Source organism: Morganella sp. Je.2.23, from assembly GCF_051129855.1.
Taxonomy (GTDB): Bacteria; Pseudomonadota; Gammaproteobacteria; order Enterobacterales; family Enterobacteriaceae; genus Morganella; species Morganella sibonii.
Genome location: NZ_JBCPSQ010000001.1, coordinates 1,770,117 through 1,787,896, shown reverse-complemented (window position 1 = coordinate 1,787,896; position 17,780 = coordinate 1,770,117). Strand labels below are relative to the sequence as shown.

Sequence of the window (17,780 nt, the reverse complement as noted above, 5' to 3'; positions counted from 1 at the left end):
GATGTGATTAAAAAAATATTTCAAAAGGCTAAAATTATCTCACATTAAGTCTATCAACAGTTTCAAGTAATGTCTTCATCATTGTTCTCTAATCATAATACTATGGATAACATCGCAGACATTCATGCGTTGATTAAGAAAAATCCTTTATACGGCTAATCCGCACACCTTACCTCCCGTTACGGCCACGGACACACCATTACTGTGCACCATGCACCATGCACTGTATTTATATACAGTACATTACAGTAAAAAAAATGTAAAACTGTTTTTTGTCAGCTGATTGGTTGTACTGACACCGGTCAATAAAGCACGGAATGTTAAATAGAATTAACATTATTTTTGACAATCATTAGGCATTTTCTTTCCTTATTTTCTCAAATTTCGCCAATATCACCGCCGCTTTCTGCTCACGTTTCACGGCCTGCTGCCGTTCTCTCACTACTTTTACCTCGTCGCCCAGCTCCAGCCGCATCCGGCCATCACGGAACAACAGTTTTTGATCACCGTAATCAACGGTCATGCCCCGAATAAACATCATCATCAGCCCGTCCGCTGGCATTTCATGCCCCATTGCAGCGGTGAATTTCTGTATTTCCGGGATGAATGCGATTTCTTTGTCGCTTAAAGTGATGCGGGAATTAACCCGTCTGGCGATTTGTGCCGGTTTTACTTCCTGTGCCGCTTTCTCAGCGGCTTTATCACTCAGGCATGAACCCCACGGTTTTATTTGGTAAACCCCTGTCATGCCGTAGTTTGGCGCTAAATCTGGCGATTTATCACCATCGGCTGAGATCACCGATCCACAGTTATTGACAGGACTCCGAGGGTCGGCGATGCCGCCCTTTAAAAGATTAAAATCAAAACCAACGGCAACCGGTGCAGGGTTTTGACTGTCGCGTTTTTTAACAATCTGGTATTTATGTTCGCGGGTTTTGACGACATCACCGCCAAAAACAGGGGAGTAGATCCCAAAGACTTCCGGGACTTCTTCGTCGTACTGGTTCAGCCGATCAGCGGCGCGTCTCGCTACTCTGACCGTTTGCAGGTCACGCGGGGTGCACGGGCCACCCTGAGAAAGGATATATTCATCAAACTGTCCCTCATCTGCTGCGGCTCTGACTTTCTCAGCCACATCCCCGATTTGCTCTGCGATAGACACACCGCGCAATTTGCGGCACTCGCGGTAAGCACCTTTTGACGGCAGGTTATAAAACTGAAACTGCGGGATACGCCACGTTGCCGCCCAGGCGGTCACGGCGGCGGCGGTATCACTCAGCGGCTTTCCGGTGTCATTATCGATTTCACCGTCCAGTGCGTAACCGTCAATATTCTTAGAAATGTATTTCGCGATATAACTGACAGCGCCACCACGGTTCATGTGTTCACACTTAAACCGATGTTTTTGTGCGCCTTGCTCTTTCCCGTCAACGGCAAGGGCTTTTTTGCGCATAATGTCGATAACCTGCGCACGACTGGCTTTGTCAGTGAATAACAATAAATGCCAGTGCGGAGTACCATCATGATGCGGCTCAACAACGCGAATACCGTAGACTTTAAGCCCGTAATCCTTGAAAGCTGTCCGTATTTTCGACCACACGCGGACAAGATATGCCTGTCCGTTCTTTGGTGTATAAGCCTCCTTTGACCAGTTATGATTAATAATGGCCTTTTTCTCATCTTTCTTACCGGTAACCTTTGTCGGATGGTACTTTGACGGTGTCGTGATGGTAACAAACATGCCGATATCACCGCGTTGCATAGCCACTTTTTCAATGCCGGCGATCTGTGCCATAAGTTCCATACGGCGAATTTCAGGGTTGGAAATACTCCCCATCACTTTTTCAAACAGATCAAACCGCTCACCCGTCTCAGTGTCTTCAATATCCATCTGTTTCAGATATTCTTCGTTCGCTTTACGCTGGGCGCGGACTTCATTAATCGCCTGGCGGCTGGCATACGGGCGCTTATTCATATTGACGGCCATAACGGCAATCAGCAGCGACTCACGCCAGCGGGCACGATGCGCCCGTAAACGGCGGTACCAGAAATCATCATTCACCAGACGGGCAAGGGCAGAGTGGATATTTTTTTCACTAATTGAGCCTTTCAGATACCGGCTGTAGTGAAGCGGGGTAATATGCAGTTCTTTGGCATCAGCAGCCATGTGCCCGTATATTTCATACAGGTACTTAAATTTAAATATGGCACCATCACCAATCTCGCTGACCTTATCGATCAGCAGTTGGCAACGCTCAAAAAATACTTTCGCCAGTTGCTTTGCCAGTAATTTAACGGCCTTGTCGGATAACTCCGGCAGGGCATTAAACTGATCCATATGACGCACTGAAAAGCGGTCATTAACGGCATTAACTCGCGGAAGTATTTCCCGATAAAATTTGAAATACAGATATCTGTGAGCCTCTAACAGCCCCTTTTCTTCGTAAATACTTTCATAGCGCTTACGGAACGGAAAACGCAGCATGCGCGGCAGACGTTCAATTTCATCCTGCAAATCCTGATTCTGTTTAAGTTGTGCGGGCGTTAACGGCTGCTCAAAACCCAGCACCGCCTCATGTCGCTTTTTGTTCCACTCATGCATAAAAACCGCCGGTTCCGGCGGCGGCTGCACACTGAAATCAATGACTTTCCCCGTCATGGCCGGTCACCAACCGGCATTTCCCGGAGTACAGACAGCGCCGTCTGACAGCGTTTCACTATCATTTCGCTGAAACGCAGATATTCATCCAGTGTTTTCACCGGCTTATCTTTCGGCCTGATAACCTGCATGGCGACAAGGTCAGCAACCATAACGACAGGGTTGTCATACCGGGAAACCAACGACCAGCTATTGTTTTCAAGATCAGCCTCAATCAGCGCGTATTCAGGGAGTGATGCATGCTCTTCCGGAAGACGGCGGGCGATAGCGTAGTGGGTATCAGTAATATAAATGCCGTTGCGCGGGTCGATGATGCTCATTGGCAACCACCCAGCACAGCAATAATTTCAGGTGCTTTCTTCCGGTTACCATTAGCCGCAATGGTGCGCGGTGCTTCTATTACGTGGATAGTGAAGCCTAAATCCGCATACAGCTCTTTTGCCGCCAGTGAATTTGATACCGTTACCGGGTTGCCCTGAATATCATTCAAATCTTTCAGGGCAAAGGCCAGCGCTTCATTATCTGCATCGGTAAAACCGTCAGTGTGATACTGAGTAAAGCTTTTTCCCATGTACGGAGGATCGCAATACACACCGTCACCAAAATCGACCAGCGATAACGTGTCCTGCCATACGAGGTGCTGGATGTTGGCTTTTACTGCTTTGGCAGCAAATGCGCGGATTTCTTTCTCCGGGAAGTATGGTTTTTTATAATTTCCGCGCGGTACATTAAAGCTGCCTTTCTGATTGTAGCGGCAGAGTCCGTTATAACAGTGGCGATTTAAATAAATAAAATATGCTGCGATAAATTCAGGTTGTAAGACACGTTTACTTTTATTAAAAAAATCGCGCTCTACATAATAGCCTGACTCAACAGCCTCTAATTCAAAAAGATCGTATGCGGTTCTTATAACCTCATCAATATTATCTGAGGCTATTTGTTGATACATAGTGATTAAATCGTTATTCACATCTGCAATTAAATACTGCTCATAGTCAGTATTCATCATCACAGCACAGGAACCGGCGAAAGGCTCAACAAGACGTTTTGCTTTTGGCAGGTGAGGGCGCAACTGCTCCATAATGCCGATTTTTGAACCCGCCCATTTCAAAATAGTTTTTTCAATCATATTGCAATTCCTTACTTATTTATTTTTTGCATATTTTTATTTCTGTAATGTCCGGGGTATCATCCGTTACCGGAATTCAGATAAAAAAAGGAACAGTCATGATGCTTCCACCCGTCCGGAACCCTGCTTTTTTGACTCCGTCAGCTGCGCCTCAAGGCGAAGTAAGGCTTTTATCAACATTCGATATGCTCCGTGCCTGCGACGCTTTCCTGGCTTTATCTTCATGCCGGATAAAAGAGCGCTGGATTCCATCAGAAGATTATCGAAATGAGTTGGCCCGGCTTCTAAAACAAAGCTGTCCTGATAAGTGGACAGAGCACGGAGAATGGACAGCGCTAATACAGCGCGAATACCAAAACGTGTTCCGCAATTGTGTGTATTACCGTACAAGCGAATCGGCATACTGGAACACGAAGGAAGAGCTAGAGTCAGATATTCATAATTCGATTCTGGCGTCGAAACAGACTGTTCTTCTGTTCGCGGAAGGCAAAATGGAAGCAGCTCCTGCAAAGACAGACGTTTTTGCAGTGCAGGACAACATGGGCGATTTTCTTGGCTCATTACTGGCGGGGAAAATAAATCCTGTATGGATAATGACGGCTGACACGGAAAAAACTCTGCGTAATCAGAGCGAAACATTCCTAGGTAGTATGTCGTCTTTTTAGTGGTCATCTCACACGCTCCGGTAATGTTTGTTTTTCAGTTCATCAATTGCCTGGCAATCAATGCACATGGTGCAACCGATCACAGCGCGGCGGCGTGGCTCAGGGATTGGTTTACCGCACCCCTCACATTCAAACGCAGACGCACCCGCAGCAGTAATACGGGCGGCGGCTATCTGGCTTTCAAGCACAAGCGCGGCGTGGTCATTGGCGCGGTCGATTTCGTCAGACATGGTTCAGCTCTCCCGCTTCGTTTTCGATACGGTCAGCCTCACCATTGAGCAGGTGATAAATTTCAGTTGGTGTCATTTTCTGTCTTAACGCTTTATGGGAAATGGTGCGCAAACGACCGGCAAACCCATCAAGCAAGGTTTTGCGCTCGTCTTCACGGTTGGCTTTGATGTTTTCAGCTACAGGGGTGAATATTGGTTCCGGAATTGATTTCATTTTAAAACCTCATTATTTAGGTAATAAAAAGCCCTGACCGGTTAAGGTCATTTTATTTTTGGTCAATATTTAAATCGGGTATGAAATATTTTTCGGCATTAATGCCGTTAGTGACTTTATTTTATTAATAGCAATAATTAATTGCTGTTTTTCCTCTTTTGTCAGGTCTGCATATTTTCTTTCTTTATTACCCAATTCAGCAAGAAAGAAAATCATGTCTAACATTCGTTTATCTGACAGCCGCATATATTCAAGAAATCCGGCTAGTTCTCTATTATCTGGATTATCCTGTTTGTTTTTGAAAAAAACAGTTGTCCGCAATGCTCCGGCCTCAGTTAGTTTTTCTGTCCTTTCAGAAAATGACATACCGTTATTCTTGTAACTCTTAACGCCAGCCAGCGAATGATTAATATCTCCACTCTGTAACTGTGATGTAATATCAATTAATTCAGCCGTTGCACGCATAAGTTACCGCCGTTATTTCTTATCGAACAATGAATCTATAAAACCCGTCGCCTGCGCCAGTGCGTCAAACTTCCCAAACGAATGACAGCTATCAGCTCCATCAGACAAGGTGACGTGATACTGCGTTATTTTCCGTGTCGCGTTACGCGGTAGGGTGATAATAATAAATCCGCGATATTCCTGGCTGTGTGTGCTGATTTGCCTGACCATAGCCAACCTCAACTAACCTGCGGTTTACCGAGACCCAGCCACACAAGCCAGCCGTTTCGGATTTCGTCGGGCAGGGTGGCACGTGCAAGATCCAGACCCTCATTCCATGCTGAAACGCTAATGTAATATTCGCCGCGACTGGCGTTCGGGTTTTTCATTTCCACATAAGGCAATTTCCCGGCCTTACGCATATCAGAAACAGCCTGTGCGGTTTTGCCGATCATTTCTGCAAACCGGGCTTCGGTCACATAATCCGCAGAACCCACTTTCAATGCAGCGGCAACCTTTACGTTTTCCTTTGTCATCTGTTAACCTCTCTTGTTGTGGCTCTTTGTAGCCCTCTTACGCTCACTGCTGCTTTTAACGGTGAAATCTAATACTCCATACAATATTGAGAACTCAACATTATGTCAAGAACGCAAGGTGAAAAATTAAGGATTATGCGGAACTCTGAGCAGATAACAAAAAAGGAACTAGTGGAAATGGCAGGCCTGAACTACGCAACTTATCACGGTTATGAAAGCGATAAATCGAAGATGACATTTGAATCCGGAGTAAAAATATTTTCTACTCCGTTATTCAGAAAATACCGCGACTGGTTCATGTTCGACGAAGTTAATCCTGAAGCTGGCCAAATAGCACCGGCCCTCGCACACAATGGGCACGAAGAAACAACGTCACCCCGCTCAGACAAGAAAACTGGTTAACAATACATCTCGATTTTTGTGAGTTTATTGATTCACAAAGTCTTTGCACCCTCGGAGGGCTTTCTTATGTCAATTAAGAAACTCGAAGATGGTCGCTATGAAGTGGACATTCGTCCGACTGGCCGCAACGGAAAGCGTGTCAGACGGAAATTTGATAAGAAGTTTGAAGCCGTTAATTATGAACGGTACGTGATGGCCAACCACTCGAAAGAATGGGCGCCGAAGTTAACCGACAATCGCCCGTTAAGCGAAATAGCGCAACAATGGTGGGATTTATTTGGGAGTCATCTCGATCATGGACGAGATCAAAAGAACAGAGTTGATATGTTTTGCCGCGTGATGTCAGACCCTGCAACACCAAAAATAGACAAATCACTTATATCCCAGTATTGCCAGATACGCACGGCTCACGGGGTTAAAGCGTCGTCGATTAATCGTGAAATTACCGCAGTGCGCGGCATTTTTACGTATTTAATTGATGCTGGTCTTTATCTCGGCGAACACCCTTTCAGCGGTTATAAGAAGCTGAAAGAGCAGGCCACGGAAATGTCATATCTGACGGATGATGATGTCAGCAGATTGCTGACTAACCTTAGTGGTGATGATTATAACATTGCCGTTCTTTGCCTCAGTACCGGTGCCCGGTGGAGTGAAGCAACCAGGTTAAAGCGGGAACATGTGATTCAGAATAAGGTACGTTTTACATTTACGAAAACCCGCAAGCCCCGGATTGTGCCGATTTCTGATGATGTTGCCGACATGATATGTGACGGTAAAAACGGGCTGCTATTCCCTGATATATCGTATCAGCGCTTCCGGAAAATTTTAAAGGAAGTGAAGCCGACGTTACCGGGCGGGCAGGCAACACACGTTCTGAGACACACGTTTTCAACGCATTTTATGATGAACGGCGGCAGTATCCTGACACTACAGCGATTGCTGGGACATGCCAATTTATCTCAGACGATGACATATGCACACTTTGCCCCGGATTTTCTACAGGATGCAATAGACCTTAATCCACTGAAAGGCAAATGTCGCATTTAGGTAAAAGTGTCCACACGGTGTCCACAGACAGGCCATTTAGTGCCCTCTGTGGCACCTTGCAGCTCTATGATAACCCTATGTTTTTATTGGAAAGGTAGGGTATATCAGAAATAAATAACGCCGCAAAAGCGGCGTTATTTACTCGGCGTCCCGATTAAAGCTCGATAGGTGGCGTAATTAAGCGCGCAGGAAATCGATGTGTGTCAGTTTTGGCTTGAACGGATGACGCTGTACAGCCTGTACTTTCACTTTGGTTTCTTTACCATCGATAACCAGGTTCAGAACTTCGTAAAATTCTGGTTTAGCTTCCTGGTTGATCAGGATGTCGTGATCCAGTTCGATGGAAACAGGTTCCTGGTTGCCACCATAAACGATAGCAGGGAACTTGTTTGCGCGGCGCAGGCGGCGGCTCGCACCCTTACCCTGCTCTTTACGTAATTCAGCATTGATAGTTAACATAGCTTTTCTCTTTAACAAGAGTAAAAAAAATCTCTGCTACAGGCGACCCAGCAGCAAAGTCGGTATTTGGCTCCGGCAGGGTTACCCCCGGTGAAGCGGCGTGCATTTTACCGAAAATGCGGACAAACGGCAAACGAAACCCGGTATAAAACCCAAAAAGCAGCACTCAGGGTTATGCCAGACTGTCGGATTTACGGAATCGCCCCTGATAATCAAAGATTTTTTCCCGGATCTGCCAGAAGTTATCTTTTTTGCGTGAAACAATGAAATCCGGGTAACGCAGCAATACCTGCTGACGGATCACCGATTCTGCATCCTGCCACTGAAAGGGTACACCGGGCGCGCGCAGATGCTGTGCCAGAAACTGTTTCTCGAAGACAAAACGTTGTGCCGGTGTGGTCAGCCGGAAACGCTCACTGACGGTGGTGCCGTCCTCATCGTAATAATTGATGGTCAGCCATTCACCGCGGTTATCCTGTCCGGCTGAGAGCGCCATACCACCACAGCGCAGTACCAGCGCATCTTTCAGACGCAGTGCAGCTTTCAGCATGTCATCCGGATCACTGAGAACTTCATCGCAGTGACAGCAGCGCCGTGCGGCAATATCATTTTCTCCGTTACAGGACGGGCAGAGTTTAAAACGGAAACGGAAATCACACTGATGCCGGGCGGATTCATCATCCGCATCAATAATTCCCTGGCAGCGGCGGCCGTAGTGTTCGATGATATGGCCGTCATCGGTACATAATCCCCAGAACAGGTTGGCAAAGCCGCATAACGGGCAAAATACCTGCACCGGCTGGCTTTTGCTGTTTGGTTTATGATTGCCGACTTCCGGCATATAGAGGTCATGCGGATTTCCGGCGTAATCGAGGATCAGACACTCCGTTTTCCCGGGGGACAGGCGCAGCCCGCGTCCGGCGATTTGCTGGTAGAGGCTGACAGATTCGGTCGGGCGCAAAATGGCAATCACATCCACATGCGGGGCATCAAACCCGGTGGTGAGAACGGAAACGTTGACCAGATAATGCAGTTTCCGTGCTTTGAAATCGCGGATAATCGTTTCCCGGTCTGCGGACGGGGTATCCGCACTGACCAGCGCAGCTTCACCGGGCGGGAGCAGTGACACAATTTCTGCCGCGTGCTCCACGGTGGCAGCGAAGATCATGCAGCCCTGCCGGGGCGCGGCATACTCAATAATCTGGCGGACAATACGCGGTGTGATGCGCTTTTGTTTTTTCACTTCCCGCGCCAGCACCTGCGAGTCAAACATGCCGGCGGCACTGACCGGTACCTGTGAAAAATCATATTGCAGCACCGGCATGTCCAGTCGTTGCGGCGGAACGAGATACTGATGACTGACCATATAGCGCAGCGGCAGTTCATAGATACAATCGCGGAAGAAGCAGGTATGATCGCCGCGGATCATGCCATGATAGTGATACTGGTAGATCCAGCCGCTGCCCAGCCGGTACGGGGTGGCGGTCAGGCCGAGAATACGCAGAGCCGGGTTATTCTTTTGCAGATGCTGTATTACCTGCTGATACTGGCTGTCTTCGCTGAGGCTGATCCGGTGGCACTCATCAATAATCAGCAGGGAAAATTTACCGTCAAAATCGGCGGTATTACGGGCGACAGATTGCACACTGCCGAAGATGACTTTCTGTGAGGATTCTTTCTGTGATAATCCGGCTGAATAGATACCTGCATCTAACCCGTAAGCCTGATATTTACTGTGATTCTGCTCCACCAGCTCTTTGACATGCGCCAGCACCAGCACACGACCGTGTGCCAGCCGGGCCAGTTCGGCGATCACCAGGCTTTTTCCCGCACCGGTGGGCAGGACAATCACTGCTGGTGTGGTGTGTTTGCGGAAATAGAGCAGGGTGGCATCGACAGCCTCCTGCTGATAAGGTCGCAGGGTAAACGTCACAGGAACTCCGGCGGAACAGACAAAAACAGGGTGTCAGCATATCACACTTTGGGCGCGACAATTGACTGCATGGCGGAGGATAAACAGCGGAACCGCCGTCAGAAAGGCACTGTGATGTTGATGGTTTGTTGTTATAATGATTACTGTGGTTATTATCGAACCAAATTCTTTCATTTTATCTGCTTATCTGCCGGCAGTCCGCTGCGGGCACGTCAGGTTTAAGAGACATTCATGCGATTAGATAAATTTCTTGCCCATCAGATGGGTATCAGCCGGAACCTCGTGGCCAGAGAGCTGCGTGCGGGAATGGTGACTGTGGATGGTGACGTCGTGAAAAACGGCGCACTGAAAGTCAGCGCGGAAAATGAAGTGGCGTATGACGGCAATGTGATGACACACGTCACCGGGCCGCGCTATTTTATGCTGAATAAGCCGCAGGGCTATGTCTGCTCAACGGATGATCCGGTTAACCCGACCATTCTCTATTTTATTGATGAACCGGTTGCTCATAAACTGCATGCCGCCGGACGGCTGGATATCGATACCACCGGGCTTGTGCTGATGACCGATGACGGTCAGTGGTCTCACCGTATTACTTCGCCGAAACATCACTGTGAGAAAACCTATCGTGTCACACTGGCGGAGCCGGTAGCGGACACGACCGCAGCCCTGTTTGAACAGGGAGTCATGCTGAACGGTGAGCAGCATCCGACCAAACCGGCAAAACTTGAGATTATCACGCCTCAGGATGTGCGGCTGACGATTTCCGAAGGACGTTACCATCAGGTCAAACGTATGTTTGCCGCTGCCGGTAATCATGTGGACGAACTGCACCGCGAGCGTATCGGCGGCATTGTGCTGGATGACAGCCTGGCGCCGGGAGAATACCGTCCGCTGACTGACGAAGAGATTCAGTCGGTTCTCTGAACACCTTTTTACTGAATTGAATACGGAGTAACAGGCGTGCAAGTGCAACGTTCGGCCTATTTCGGCCTGATTTTTATTCTGGGTCTGTTATCGATGCTGATGCCGCTGGCTATCGATATGTATCTGCCAAGCATGCCGACCATCGCCCGTGACTTTGGTGTCACTGAGGGCGACGTCCAGATGACCCTCAACAGTTATCTGATAGGCTTTGCCGCCGGGCAGCTGGTGTACGGTCCGATGGCGGATGCGCTCGGCCGCAAGCCGGTGATCCTCGGGGGAACACTGATTTTTGCCCTAGCTTCCGCAGGCTGTGCGATGTCGCAGGATATCGGTACGTTTATCGGCATGCGCGGGCTGCACGGTTTTGCTGCTGCCGCGGCAAGTGTGGTAATCAACGCCCTGATGCGGGATATGTTCACCAAAGATGAGTTTTCCCGCAGTATGTCGTTTGTGGTGCTGGTGATGACCGTGGCACCGCTGCTGGCACCGATCATGGGCGGCATGATGATGCTCTGGTTCAGCTGGCATGCGATTTTCTGGACAATTATGATTGCCGCGCTGATCGCCGCACTGCTGGTGTTGTTCTTTATCCGTGAAACCCTGCCGAAAGAGCGTCGTCAGCCGTTCCGTCTGCGGATTATGCTCGGTCAGTTTGTGACCTTGTTCCGCCAGAAGCGTGTGCTGTGTTATATGGTGGCATCCGGTTTTTCATTTGCCGGGATGTTCTCATTTTTATCAGCCGGGTCATTCGTTTACATTCAGCTCTACGGGCTGACAGAGCTGGAATTCGGCTACTGCTTTGCACTGAATATCGTTTTTCTCTTTATTATGACCACCATCAACAGCCGCTATGTCCGCCGCTTTGGTGCGCTGAATATGCTGCGCACCGGGCTGGTGGTACAACTGCTGGCCGGATGCTGGCTGTTACTGGCCGCATCAGCAGACCTTGGTTTTGTTGCCATTATGATTGGCGTGGCCTGCTATGTGGGGAACATTGCCATGATCACATCCAATGCGATGGCGGTGATTCTGGATGATTATCCGCATATGGCAGGGACAGCCTCATCGCTGGCGGGAGTACTGCGGTTTGGTATCGGTGCGGGAGTGGGCGCTGTGGTGGCGTCGTTTGATATGACAACCGTCTGGCCGATGGTCGGTGCGATGGCGCTTTGTATTCTGGTTGCTGCATCACTGGTATTGTACGCACGGCGTTTTGCCTGATTTCCTTTCTCTGCTGCCGGTCCGGAATTTACCGGGCCGGTCATTTCTGTAATATCAGTAATAGTCGAATGATTACCCCGGACAACTACTCAGTCATCATTAGGTTGATCTGAATCATGAAAAGTTACATTAATGTGAATTTTATTTCATGACGAACAACCATGCCGAACACGCCGCTATTTTTCGTTAATTGTATAATTAACTGATATTTAATCATATTTACAGGTGATCGAATGATGAATACATGGAATGATATCCTTATTTATTCAACTTCAGCTATATGATATAAAATAAATCAGTTGAGAAAATTAACAAAACAGTATACAAATAGAGGCAATTGGATTGATGTTGTTAACAACCGGCAGAAAAGTACTGAATACATTTATGCCGGATCGGGAGTAAGTCGCCGGTCTTTCATCATCCGTGAACAGTGAATGTTCGTTAATTTCGAGGGATTGGGTCGGAAATTTTATTGAAGATGATTCACCGGCACAGTATGACAGGATAATAGTGTGAATAGTAATGCGCTTTCAGTTGTTTCCCGCCTGCCACAGCATTACCGGCTTTCCGGTCATGATGACGGCCGCCGGTTAGAGGCGTTACCGGAACCTTTGCAGAGCAGGGAAGACAGCCTGACCGGTTTAAAATTACTGAGTCACGGCCACCATTCAACATATGATGCCCTGTGCGCCATCCGGTCGCATCTGGAAGGATTGCAGATTGACAGTCTGATCCTGACCTGGGAAGGGGAGCCGTGCCTGTTTTTACACAGTGATGATGAGAGCACGGCAATGTGTGCCCTGAAAACCGCAGGGGCAGCCATTGCAGAGAATATTTCTGCCCGTTACCCTTTCTGATGTGTAACACCGCCGGTCTGACAGCCGGCTCCGGTAAAATGCAGATACAAAAAAAGCTTCCTGAAAAGGAAGCTTTTTCTTTTTAAATAATACACTGCAAGGGAGTGAATGTATTATTTAATTAAACGGCGTCCGTCGTAGTAACGGTTATTCCAGTATTTATCTGTCATGTTGGAGACGATAACACCGTTTGATGTGGATGCATGGACAAATTTGTCATTACCGACATAAATACCGACATGGCGCTGACGTTTTCCGGTTTTAAATAACACCAGGTCACCGGCCTGCAGTTTGGCACGTTTTACGCTGGTGCCGACAGACTGTTGTTCTGCTGTTGAACGCGGCAGTTCCATACCGAACTGGTCGAGGAAAGTCTGGCGGACAAATGCAGAGCAGTCGATACCTGAACGGGTTGTGCCGCCAAGACGGTAAGCCACACCTTTCCAGCTGGCATACTGAGACATCAGTTTGGATTTAACATCAACATTATTGACTAACTGTTCGAATTCATCCTGAGACGCTTGCAAAATAAAATTGTTTGTACGGGTTTCAGATTGAACTTGACGGGCTGAATTTGGAGATGTACTGCATGCTGACAATGTCGCCGCGATAATCAATGCCGGAACAATCCGGGTGATATATCTCAGAATCGGTTGAGATGTGACCATGTGTGAGTTTTCCCTTGCATTCCTTATGTGACGAATGTCACTTTAAAAACAAAACATATTTACACTAATTAAATCCACGCGGGTGCACAATATGTTTATTCTAAAAACGTGCGGAACGGCACGTTTAATATCAATGAACAATTTATGAAAAGGGATTAATCAACCATCCGTAATGATCTAATTACTGGCAAAATTAATCAATTCCTAATAATTGGACGAATTGATACTACATAAAGGGGCCGGAAATGGCGAGGGAAAAAACCGGTTATTTACAAAACCTTAAACTTGTCAGTAAGGTAATCTGATTAGGATGTCCGGAATGTTTCACTAATGTGAAATTTTCTTTGTAATATCGGATAACCGGGGCATGTGGCGTACCAGAAAATTTACACACCGGTCACCCGCAGGTGTCAGTAAAATCCAGGGAAGTGTAATTAATGTCAATGACAGCGAACCGGCCATAATATCGCTGAACCAGTGTGCACCTGCCATTATCCGTGGCAGGGAAAAAATAATCACCAGCAAAACAGCGGCAGAAAAATAACGGAATCCGGCATAACGCCAGACAAACGCGGCAAAAATCATCAGCATCAGACCGTGATCACCCGGAAAACTGCTTTTTGATGCATCTTTTGTAAAGATTCCGGTGATATCACTGACGCGGTGAACCGAATCGAGCATCCGAGTCGGGCTGTAACGGTTAAAAGGAATTGCCTGCCCGGCCTGGTTAATCAGCACTGCACTTACCACCATCACAATCCCCGCCATCACCAGTCTGCGTTTACCGGCGCTGTCCTGTTTACGGAAAGCGGTGTAATAGATCAGTCCCATCAGCAGAAGCGCAGCCAGGTCAAATGCACGGTTATTAATAACGGCAATAAATACGGCCAGAGAATGGTTACCGGCAAGCGGGATATTAAAAAAACGGAAGACAGTATGGTCGGGTGTTGCCCACAAACCGTGATCAACCGGCAGGTACCAGGAAAGAAACAGCATAACCCCGCTGAGGCTGACAAAAAACGGACGAGTGAAGCGCTGCACTGCCATAACAAAACCTGAAGATAATTAAATAGTTTAGCAAAAGTTTTGCCTCAGTCTGCCAGAAACGCGGGGATGAGTTTATACATAAAAAGGGAAAAGGATAATGTTGCTTTTATGTAAATATTGTTATTTATTGGTTAATGTCTATAATCATGGCAGACGAGGGTGGAATAGTTAATAAAGTCATATTATTATCATGATATAAGAAATTACAGTATATAATTCTGTCATCATGCTAAAAATACGGCTGTTTGTTATATCTCAGTAAAGATTAGTGACCTATTGTCGATAAAGAATAAGCGAATATTTTTCATCCCGCGGTAAACGGGTTGCTTCCGCGAATACTTATCCGAAGAGGTTCGTTATGAAAAAGCTACAGTTCTTTATTGCTGCTGCAGGTTTATTAATGAGCAGCGTTACGGCAGCGGCTGAAAGTGAAAGTCGCTCAGTATCCGGTGTGATCACTTTCCATGGTGCAATTGTTGAAGGTCCCTGCACAATGGACTTTAATATCAATGATATCAGCTCCCGCTGTTACCGTTCAGGAATGAAAAAAGAACAACTGAATACTCAGACTATCACCCGCAATACCCGGTCCGTGTCCGACCTGATACCGGCCAATATGGGGGAAGCAAAACTTCACTGGCTGGACAGCAGAAAGCAATTAGCCATGGTTGTTGTCAGTTATCTTTAATGAAGACAGCGCCCCGCAATCAATGCATACCGGAGAAACCGGTGAAAATCGTGTGACGTACCACACCACGATGCTGGTTTTCGCTTCTTTTTTTGTGCCGGGCGCGTTATAACAAGTACAGCGGTAACGTTAACACGCTGGTCGTCAGTCCGACGGAACAACAGTGAGGTGCCTGTGATGAATCATCTTAAGGCTATTTTCAGTGGTATGTTGTTTAGCTTGTCAGTTATCCTGCCGGGAGCGGCATCCGGTATCAGCGAAGGGACAATTCTGCTCTCCGGCAGTGTGGTGAATACCGCCTGCGAAGTCAGTGTCCTGACGGCGGAGAAACCGCAGGATAGTCAGCCGTCATTTGAATACCGTTGCCTGCGCAACGGCGAACCCGCCAGAATGCAGGACAACACAGCAGAAGGTGAACTTGCTCAGGGACGTCTGCCGCAATCGATGGGGCGCACGTCTTACTCTGTCCTGAATGAAGATCGCCGGGAAGCGTATCTGCGGGTGGATTACTTCTGAGGGATGCGAATGGACGGCGGGTCAGCCGGTTTCCGCTGAGAGCAGAAAACCGGTAACCCGGTAACAGGCAGTTTTTACCGGCTGCGGGAATTAATCCGCGCGGCCCATATAACGACGTTCCGCAATATGAATGCGGATTTTTTCACCGTTACTCAGGTATTCAGGCACCTGGATCACCAGCCCGGTCGGCAGGGTTGCCGGTTTGGTCCGCGCACTGGCGGATGCCCCTTTGATACCAGGGGTGGTTTCAATGATTTCCATATCAACAGTCTGCGGCAGTTCCAGCGCCAGCACCTGGCCGTCCATTGTCAGTACCTGCATACCCGGCAGACCTTCCTCAGGAATAAACAGCAGTTCTTCTTCGATCTGATCTTTTTTCAGCGGATAAGGCGTGAAGTCTTCATCATCCATAAAGACATATTCATCACCATCAACATAAGAGAGCTGAACAGCGCGGCGGGTCAGGGTGATCGTGTCGATAATATCATCGCCTTTAAAACGCTCTTCCACTTTCTGTCCGGTACGGACATCGGTAAAACGCATTTTATACAGGGTGCTGGCCCCGCGGGCACTCGGCGTCTGGACATCGATATCTTTGACCATCAGCAGCTTACCGTTATAGCTTACTGCGGTTCCGCGTTTAATTTCATTGGCCTTTGCCATAATTTGTCCCGTTACATAAGTAATATCAATAGTAAAGCAGGCCTTGAGACCTGCGGATTGGCGACAAAATTACTCGCAGTTTTTCCAATGTGCAAGCCAAAATTAGCACACCCGCGCAGAGAAATGCTGCGGGTGTGCTGTCAGGATTAAATCAGCGGTAAACCGGCAGGAGATCCATCATGGACAAAATATGTGTCACGGCGTTGAGAAGCCCGAACACAATGATAAAGATGATCATCGCATTGCCGCCCGGCACACGGTAGGCTGCCTCCGGAAAGCGGCGGCGGGTGGCTTTTGCCATCAGCGCGGGAACAATGACCGCCCAGATAGTGGCTGCCAGCCCGGCATAACCGATGGCATACAGGAAACCGTTCGGGTACAGCACCGCCAGAATCGCAGGCGGAACAAAGGTAAACACAGCAGATTTCAGGCGGCCGGTGCCGTTATCCTTAAATTTAAAGAAGTCCGCGATATAATCAAACAGCCCCAGAGAGACTCCCAGGAATGAGCTGGCCAGCGCCATATAACTGAATGCATTGAGTAACTGCACGGTGGTATCACTGCTGATTGCGGCTTTCATCTGATTTAACAGTGCGGTGATATTGCCGCCTTCCGCGATAATCTGCTTAAAGTTTTCCCGCGGGACGTTACCCTGGGCGGCTAACTGCCATAAGATATAGATCACCAGCGAAATCAGGGAGCCGATAAGCAGGCTGCGTACCACGGATTTCGCATCATTACGGTAGTATTTTACCAGCCCGGGGACGTTACCGTGGAAACCGAATGACGTCAGCAGGAACGGAAGTGCCACCAGCGCATACGGCAGATAGCGGGCTTCCGGCTCCTGCGTGTTAAATAACACCGCGGTTTTCACTTCAGTGATCATTCCTCCTGCGGACATCACGAAAGCAATCACCATACCGCCGATCAGAATGGTACACAGGCGATCTACCGCTTTGGTTGAGATCCAGACAATGACAGCCACCACAACGGCAAAGAAAATGCCGCTCATGGCGGGAGTGATATCAAGCCCGCGTGCTGCCAGGTTTTCCTGCAGCATCGAACCGCCTGCCGAAATATAGGCATAAGTCAGAATATAGAGCACAAAAGCAATCGACAGACCGTTAATCACCGACCAGCCGTTACCCAGCAGATCTTTGGTAATCGTGTGAAAGCTGGAACCGGACGGATAATTCAGGTTCGCCTCAAGGATCATCAGTCCGGAGGTATACATACAGAACCAGGTGTAAATCAGCAGCAGGACAGAGCCTGTAAACCAGACACCGGCCGTCATCACAGGGATGGAAAACATGCCTGCACCGACAGCGGTACCGGCGATAATCATGGCACCGCCCAGGACGGAAGGGCGTTTGGTTTGTGTTATTGCGTCGCTGCTCATTAAATCCTCCGGTTACTCAGCTCCGTGTACTAGCTTGATGATACGGCGGCAAAAAAAGGTTGTAAAGCGGATAAAC

21 protein-coding genes are annotated in these 17,780 nt (G+C 48.1%); 8 read left to right on the top strand and 13 right to left on the bottom strand.

Annotated features, from left to right (window positions below):
- Positions 1–352 precede the first annotated feature (352 nt).
- Genes AAZR23_RS08810 through AAZR23_RS08800 form a run of 3 tightly spaced genes read right to left on the bottom strand, consistent with a single transcriptional unit; the run spans position 353 to position 3,788 of the window.
- On the bottom strand, positions 353–2,659 hold the full coding sequence (locus tag AAZR23_RS08810; protein WP_275902646.1) for a replication endonuclease: 2,307 nt from the start codon (positions 2,657–2,659) through the stop codon (positions 353–355).
- Positions 2,656–2,979: a DUF5405 family protein gene (locus tag AAZR23_RS08805; protein WP_275902645.1), complete on the bottom strand. Its 324-nt coding sequence runs from the start codon at positions 2,977–2,979 to the stop codon at positions 2,656–2,658. The genes AAZR23_RS08810 and AAZR23_RS08805 overlap by 4 nt, the downstream gene beginning before the upstream one ends.
- Positions 2,976–3,788, bottom strand: coding sequence for a DNA adenine methylase (locus tag AAZR23_RS08800; protein WP_275902644.1), 813 nt, complete (start codon positions 3,786–3,788; stop codon positions 2,976–2,978). Before AAZR23_RS08800 ends, AAZR23_RS08805 begins: the two co-directional genes overlap by 4 nt.
- Before the next feature lie 98 nt (positions 3,789–3,886).
- On the opposite strand from AAZR23_RS08800, the gene AAZR23_RS08795 reads away from it, so the two are divergent.
- Entirely contained in the window at positions 3,887–4,453 is a 567-nt protein-coding gene (locus AAZR23_RS08795) for a hypothetical protein (protein WP_214179975.1), read from the top strand.
- An 8-nt stretch (positions 4,454–4,461) separates the two neighbouring features.
- On the opposite strand, the gene AAZR23_RS08790 is transcribed toward AAZR23_RS08795, so the two are convergent.
- From AAZR23_RS08790 to AAZR23_RS08775, 4 genes are all read right to left on the bottom strand, one after another.
- Positions 4,462–4,683: a TraR/DksA family transcriptional regulator gene (locus tag AAZR23_RS08790; protein ID WP_072870382.1), complete on the bottom strand. Its 222-nt coding sequence runs from the start codon at positions 4,681–4,683 to the stop codon at positions 4,462–4,464.
- Positions 4,676–4,897 carry a DUF2732 family protein gene (locus tag AAZR23_RS08785; protein WP_045138030.1) on the bottom strand — a complete coding sequence of 74 codons (222 nt, stop codon included), beginning with the start codon at positions 4,895–4,897 and terminating at the stop codon, positions 4,676–4,678. The genes AAZR23_RS08790 and AAZR23_RS08785 overlap by 8 nt, the downstream gene beginning before the upstream one ends.
- 69 nt (positions 4,898–4,966) lie before the next feature.
- The gene (locus AAZR23_RS08780; protein ID WP_102830795.1) at positions 4,967–5,362 is read right to left on the bottom strand and encodes a DUF5347 family protein; all 396 of its coding nucleotides are present in this window, start codon (positions 5,360–5,362) and stop codon (positions 4,967–4,969) included.
- A 218-nt stretch (positions 5,363–5,580) separates the two neighbouring features.
- Positions 5,581–5,877 (bottom strand): Cox family DNA-binding protein, encoded by a 297-nt coding sequence (locus AAZR23_RS08775; protein ID WP_275902643.1) that lies wholly within the window; start codon positions 5,875–5,877, stop codon positions 5,581–5,583.
- A 102-nt stretch (positions 5,878–5,979) separates the two neighbouring features.
- Between AAZR23_RS08775 and AAZR23_RS08770 the strand changes: the two genes are divergently transcribed.
- Together AAZR23_RS08770 and AAZR23_RS08765 are read left to right on the top strand one after the other, a co-directional pair.
- Positions 5,980–6,279 (top strand): helix-turn-helix domain-containing protein, encoded by a 300-nt coding sequence (locus AAZR23_RS08770; protein ID WP_072870390.1) that lies wholly within the window; start codon positions 5,980–5,982, stop codon positions 6,277–6,279.
- A gap of 66 nt (positions 6,280–6,345) precedes the next feature.
- Complete coding sequence (locus AAZR23_RS08765; protein WP_428323586.1) at positions 6,346–7,326, top strand: phage integrase; 981 nt, start codon at positions 6,346–6,348, stop codon at positions 7,324–7,326.
- Between the two features lie 177 nt (positions 7,327–7,503).
- On the opposite strand, the gene rplY is transcribed toward AAZR23_RS08765, so the two are convergent.
- Both rplY and AAZR23_RS08755 read right to left on the bottom strand, forming a co-directional pair.
- Complete coding sequence (gene rplY, locus AAZR23_RS08760) at positions 7,504–7,785, bottom strand: 50S ribosomal protein L25 (RefSeq protein WP_046894897.1); 282 nt, start codon at positions 7,783–7,785, stop codon at positions 7,504–7,506.
- A gap of 172 nt (positions 7,786–7,957) precedes the next feature.
- Positions 7,958–9,718: a DEAD/DEAH box helicase gene (locus tag AAZR23_RS08755; RefSeq protein WP_166708182.1), complete on the bottom strand. Its 1,761-nt coding sequence runs from the start codon at positions 9,716–9,718 to the stop codon at positions 7,958–7,960.
- A 231-nt stretch (positions 9,719–9,949) separates the two neighbouring features.
- Between AAZR23_RS08755 and rsuA the strand changes: the two genes are divergently transcribed.
- The 3 genes from rsuA (at position 9,950) to AAZR23_RS08740 (ending at position 12,723) form a co-directional block, all read left to right on the top strand.
- Entirely contained in the window at positions 9,950–10,645 is a 696-nt protein-coding gene (rsuA, locus tag AAZR23_RS08750) for a 16S rRNA pseudouridine(516) synthase RsuA (RefSeq protein WP_166708181.1), read from the top strand.
- A 36-nt stretch (positions 10,646–10,681) separates the two neighbouring features.
- Positions 10,682–11,866, top strand: a complete 1,185-nt coding sequence (locus AAZR23_RS08745; protein WP_046894900.1) for a Bcr/CflA family multidrug efflux MFS transporter — start codon at positions 10,682–10,684, stop codon at positions 11,864–11,866.
- A 512-nt stretch (positions 11,867–12,378) separates the two neighbouring features.
- A complete protein-coding gene (locus AAZR23_RS08740; protein ID WP_046894901.1) occupies positions 12,379–12,723 on the top strand; it encodes a hypothetical protein in 345 nt (114 codons plus the stop codon).
- Between the two features lie 113 nt (positions 12,724–12,836).
- Here the strand turns inward: AAZR23_RS08740 and mepS are convergent, their stop codons facing one another.
- Entirely contained in the window at positions 12,837–13,391 is a 555-nt protein-coding gene (gene mepS, locus AAZR23_RS08735) for a bifunctional murein DD-endopeptidase/murein LD-carboxypeptidase (protein ID WP_107678733.1), read from the bottom strand.
- A gap of 327 nt (positions 13,392–13,718) precedes the next feature.
- Positions 13,719–14,438: a phosphatase PAP2 family protein gene (locus tag AAZR23_RS08730; RefSeq protein ID WP_434691924.1), complete on the bottom strand. Its 720-nt coding sequence runs from the start codon at positions 14,436–14,438 to the stop codon at positions 13,719–13,721.
- Positions 14,439–14,796: 358 nt separating this feature from the next.
- Here AAZR23_RS08730 and AAZR23_RS08725 point away from each other — a divergent pair, with 358 nt between their 5' ends.
- Together AAZR23_RS08725 and AAZR23_RS08720 are read left to right on the top strand one after the other, a co-directional pair.
- Positions 14,797–15,126 (top strand): type 1 fimbrial protein, encoded by a 330-nt coding sequence (locus AAZR23_RS08725; protein WP_046894903.1) that lies wholly within the window; start codon positions 14,797–14,799, stop codon positions 15,124–15,126.
- 177 nt (positions 15,127–15,303) lie between these two features.
- Complete coding sequence (locus tag AAZR23_RS08720; protein WP_434691922.1) at positions 15,304–15,642, top strand: type 1 fimbrial protein; 339 nt, start codon at positions 15,304–15,306, stop codon at positions 15,640–15,642.
- Positions 15,643–15,732: 90 nt separating this feature from the next.
- On the opposite strand, the gene yeiP is transcribed toward AAZR23_RS08720, so the two are convergent.
- Positions 15,733–16,305 (bottom strand): elongation factor P-like protein YeiP, encoded by a 573-nt coding sequence (gene yeiP, locus AAZR23_RS08715; RefSeq protein ID WP_046894905.1) that lies wholly within the window; start codon positions 16,303–16,305, stop codon positions 15,733–15,735.
- Between the two features lie 151 nt (positions 16,306–16,456).
- On the bottom strand, positions 16,457–17,704 hold the full coding sequence (mtr, locus tag AAZR23_RS08710) for a tryptophan permease (RefSeq protein WP_434691919.1): 1,248 nt from the start codon (positions 17,702–17,704) through the stop codon (positions 16,457–16,459).
- Between the last annotated feature and the right edge of the window lie 76 nt (positions 17,705–17,780).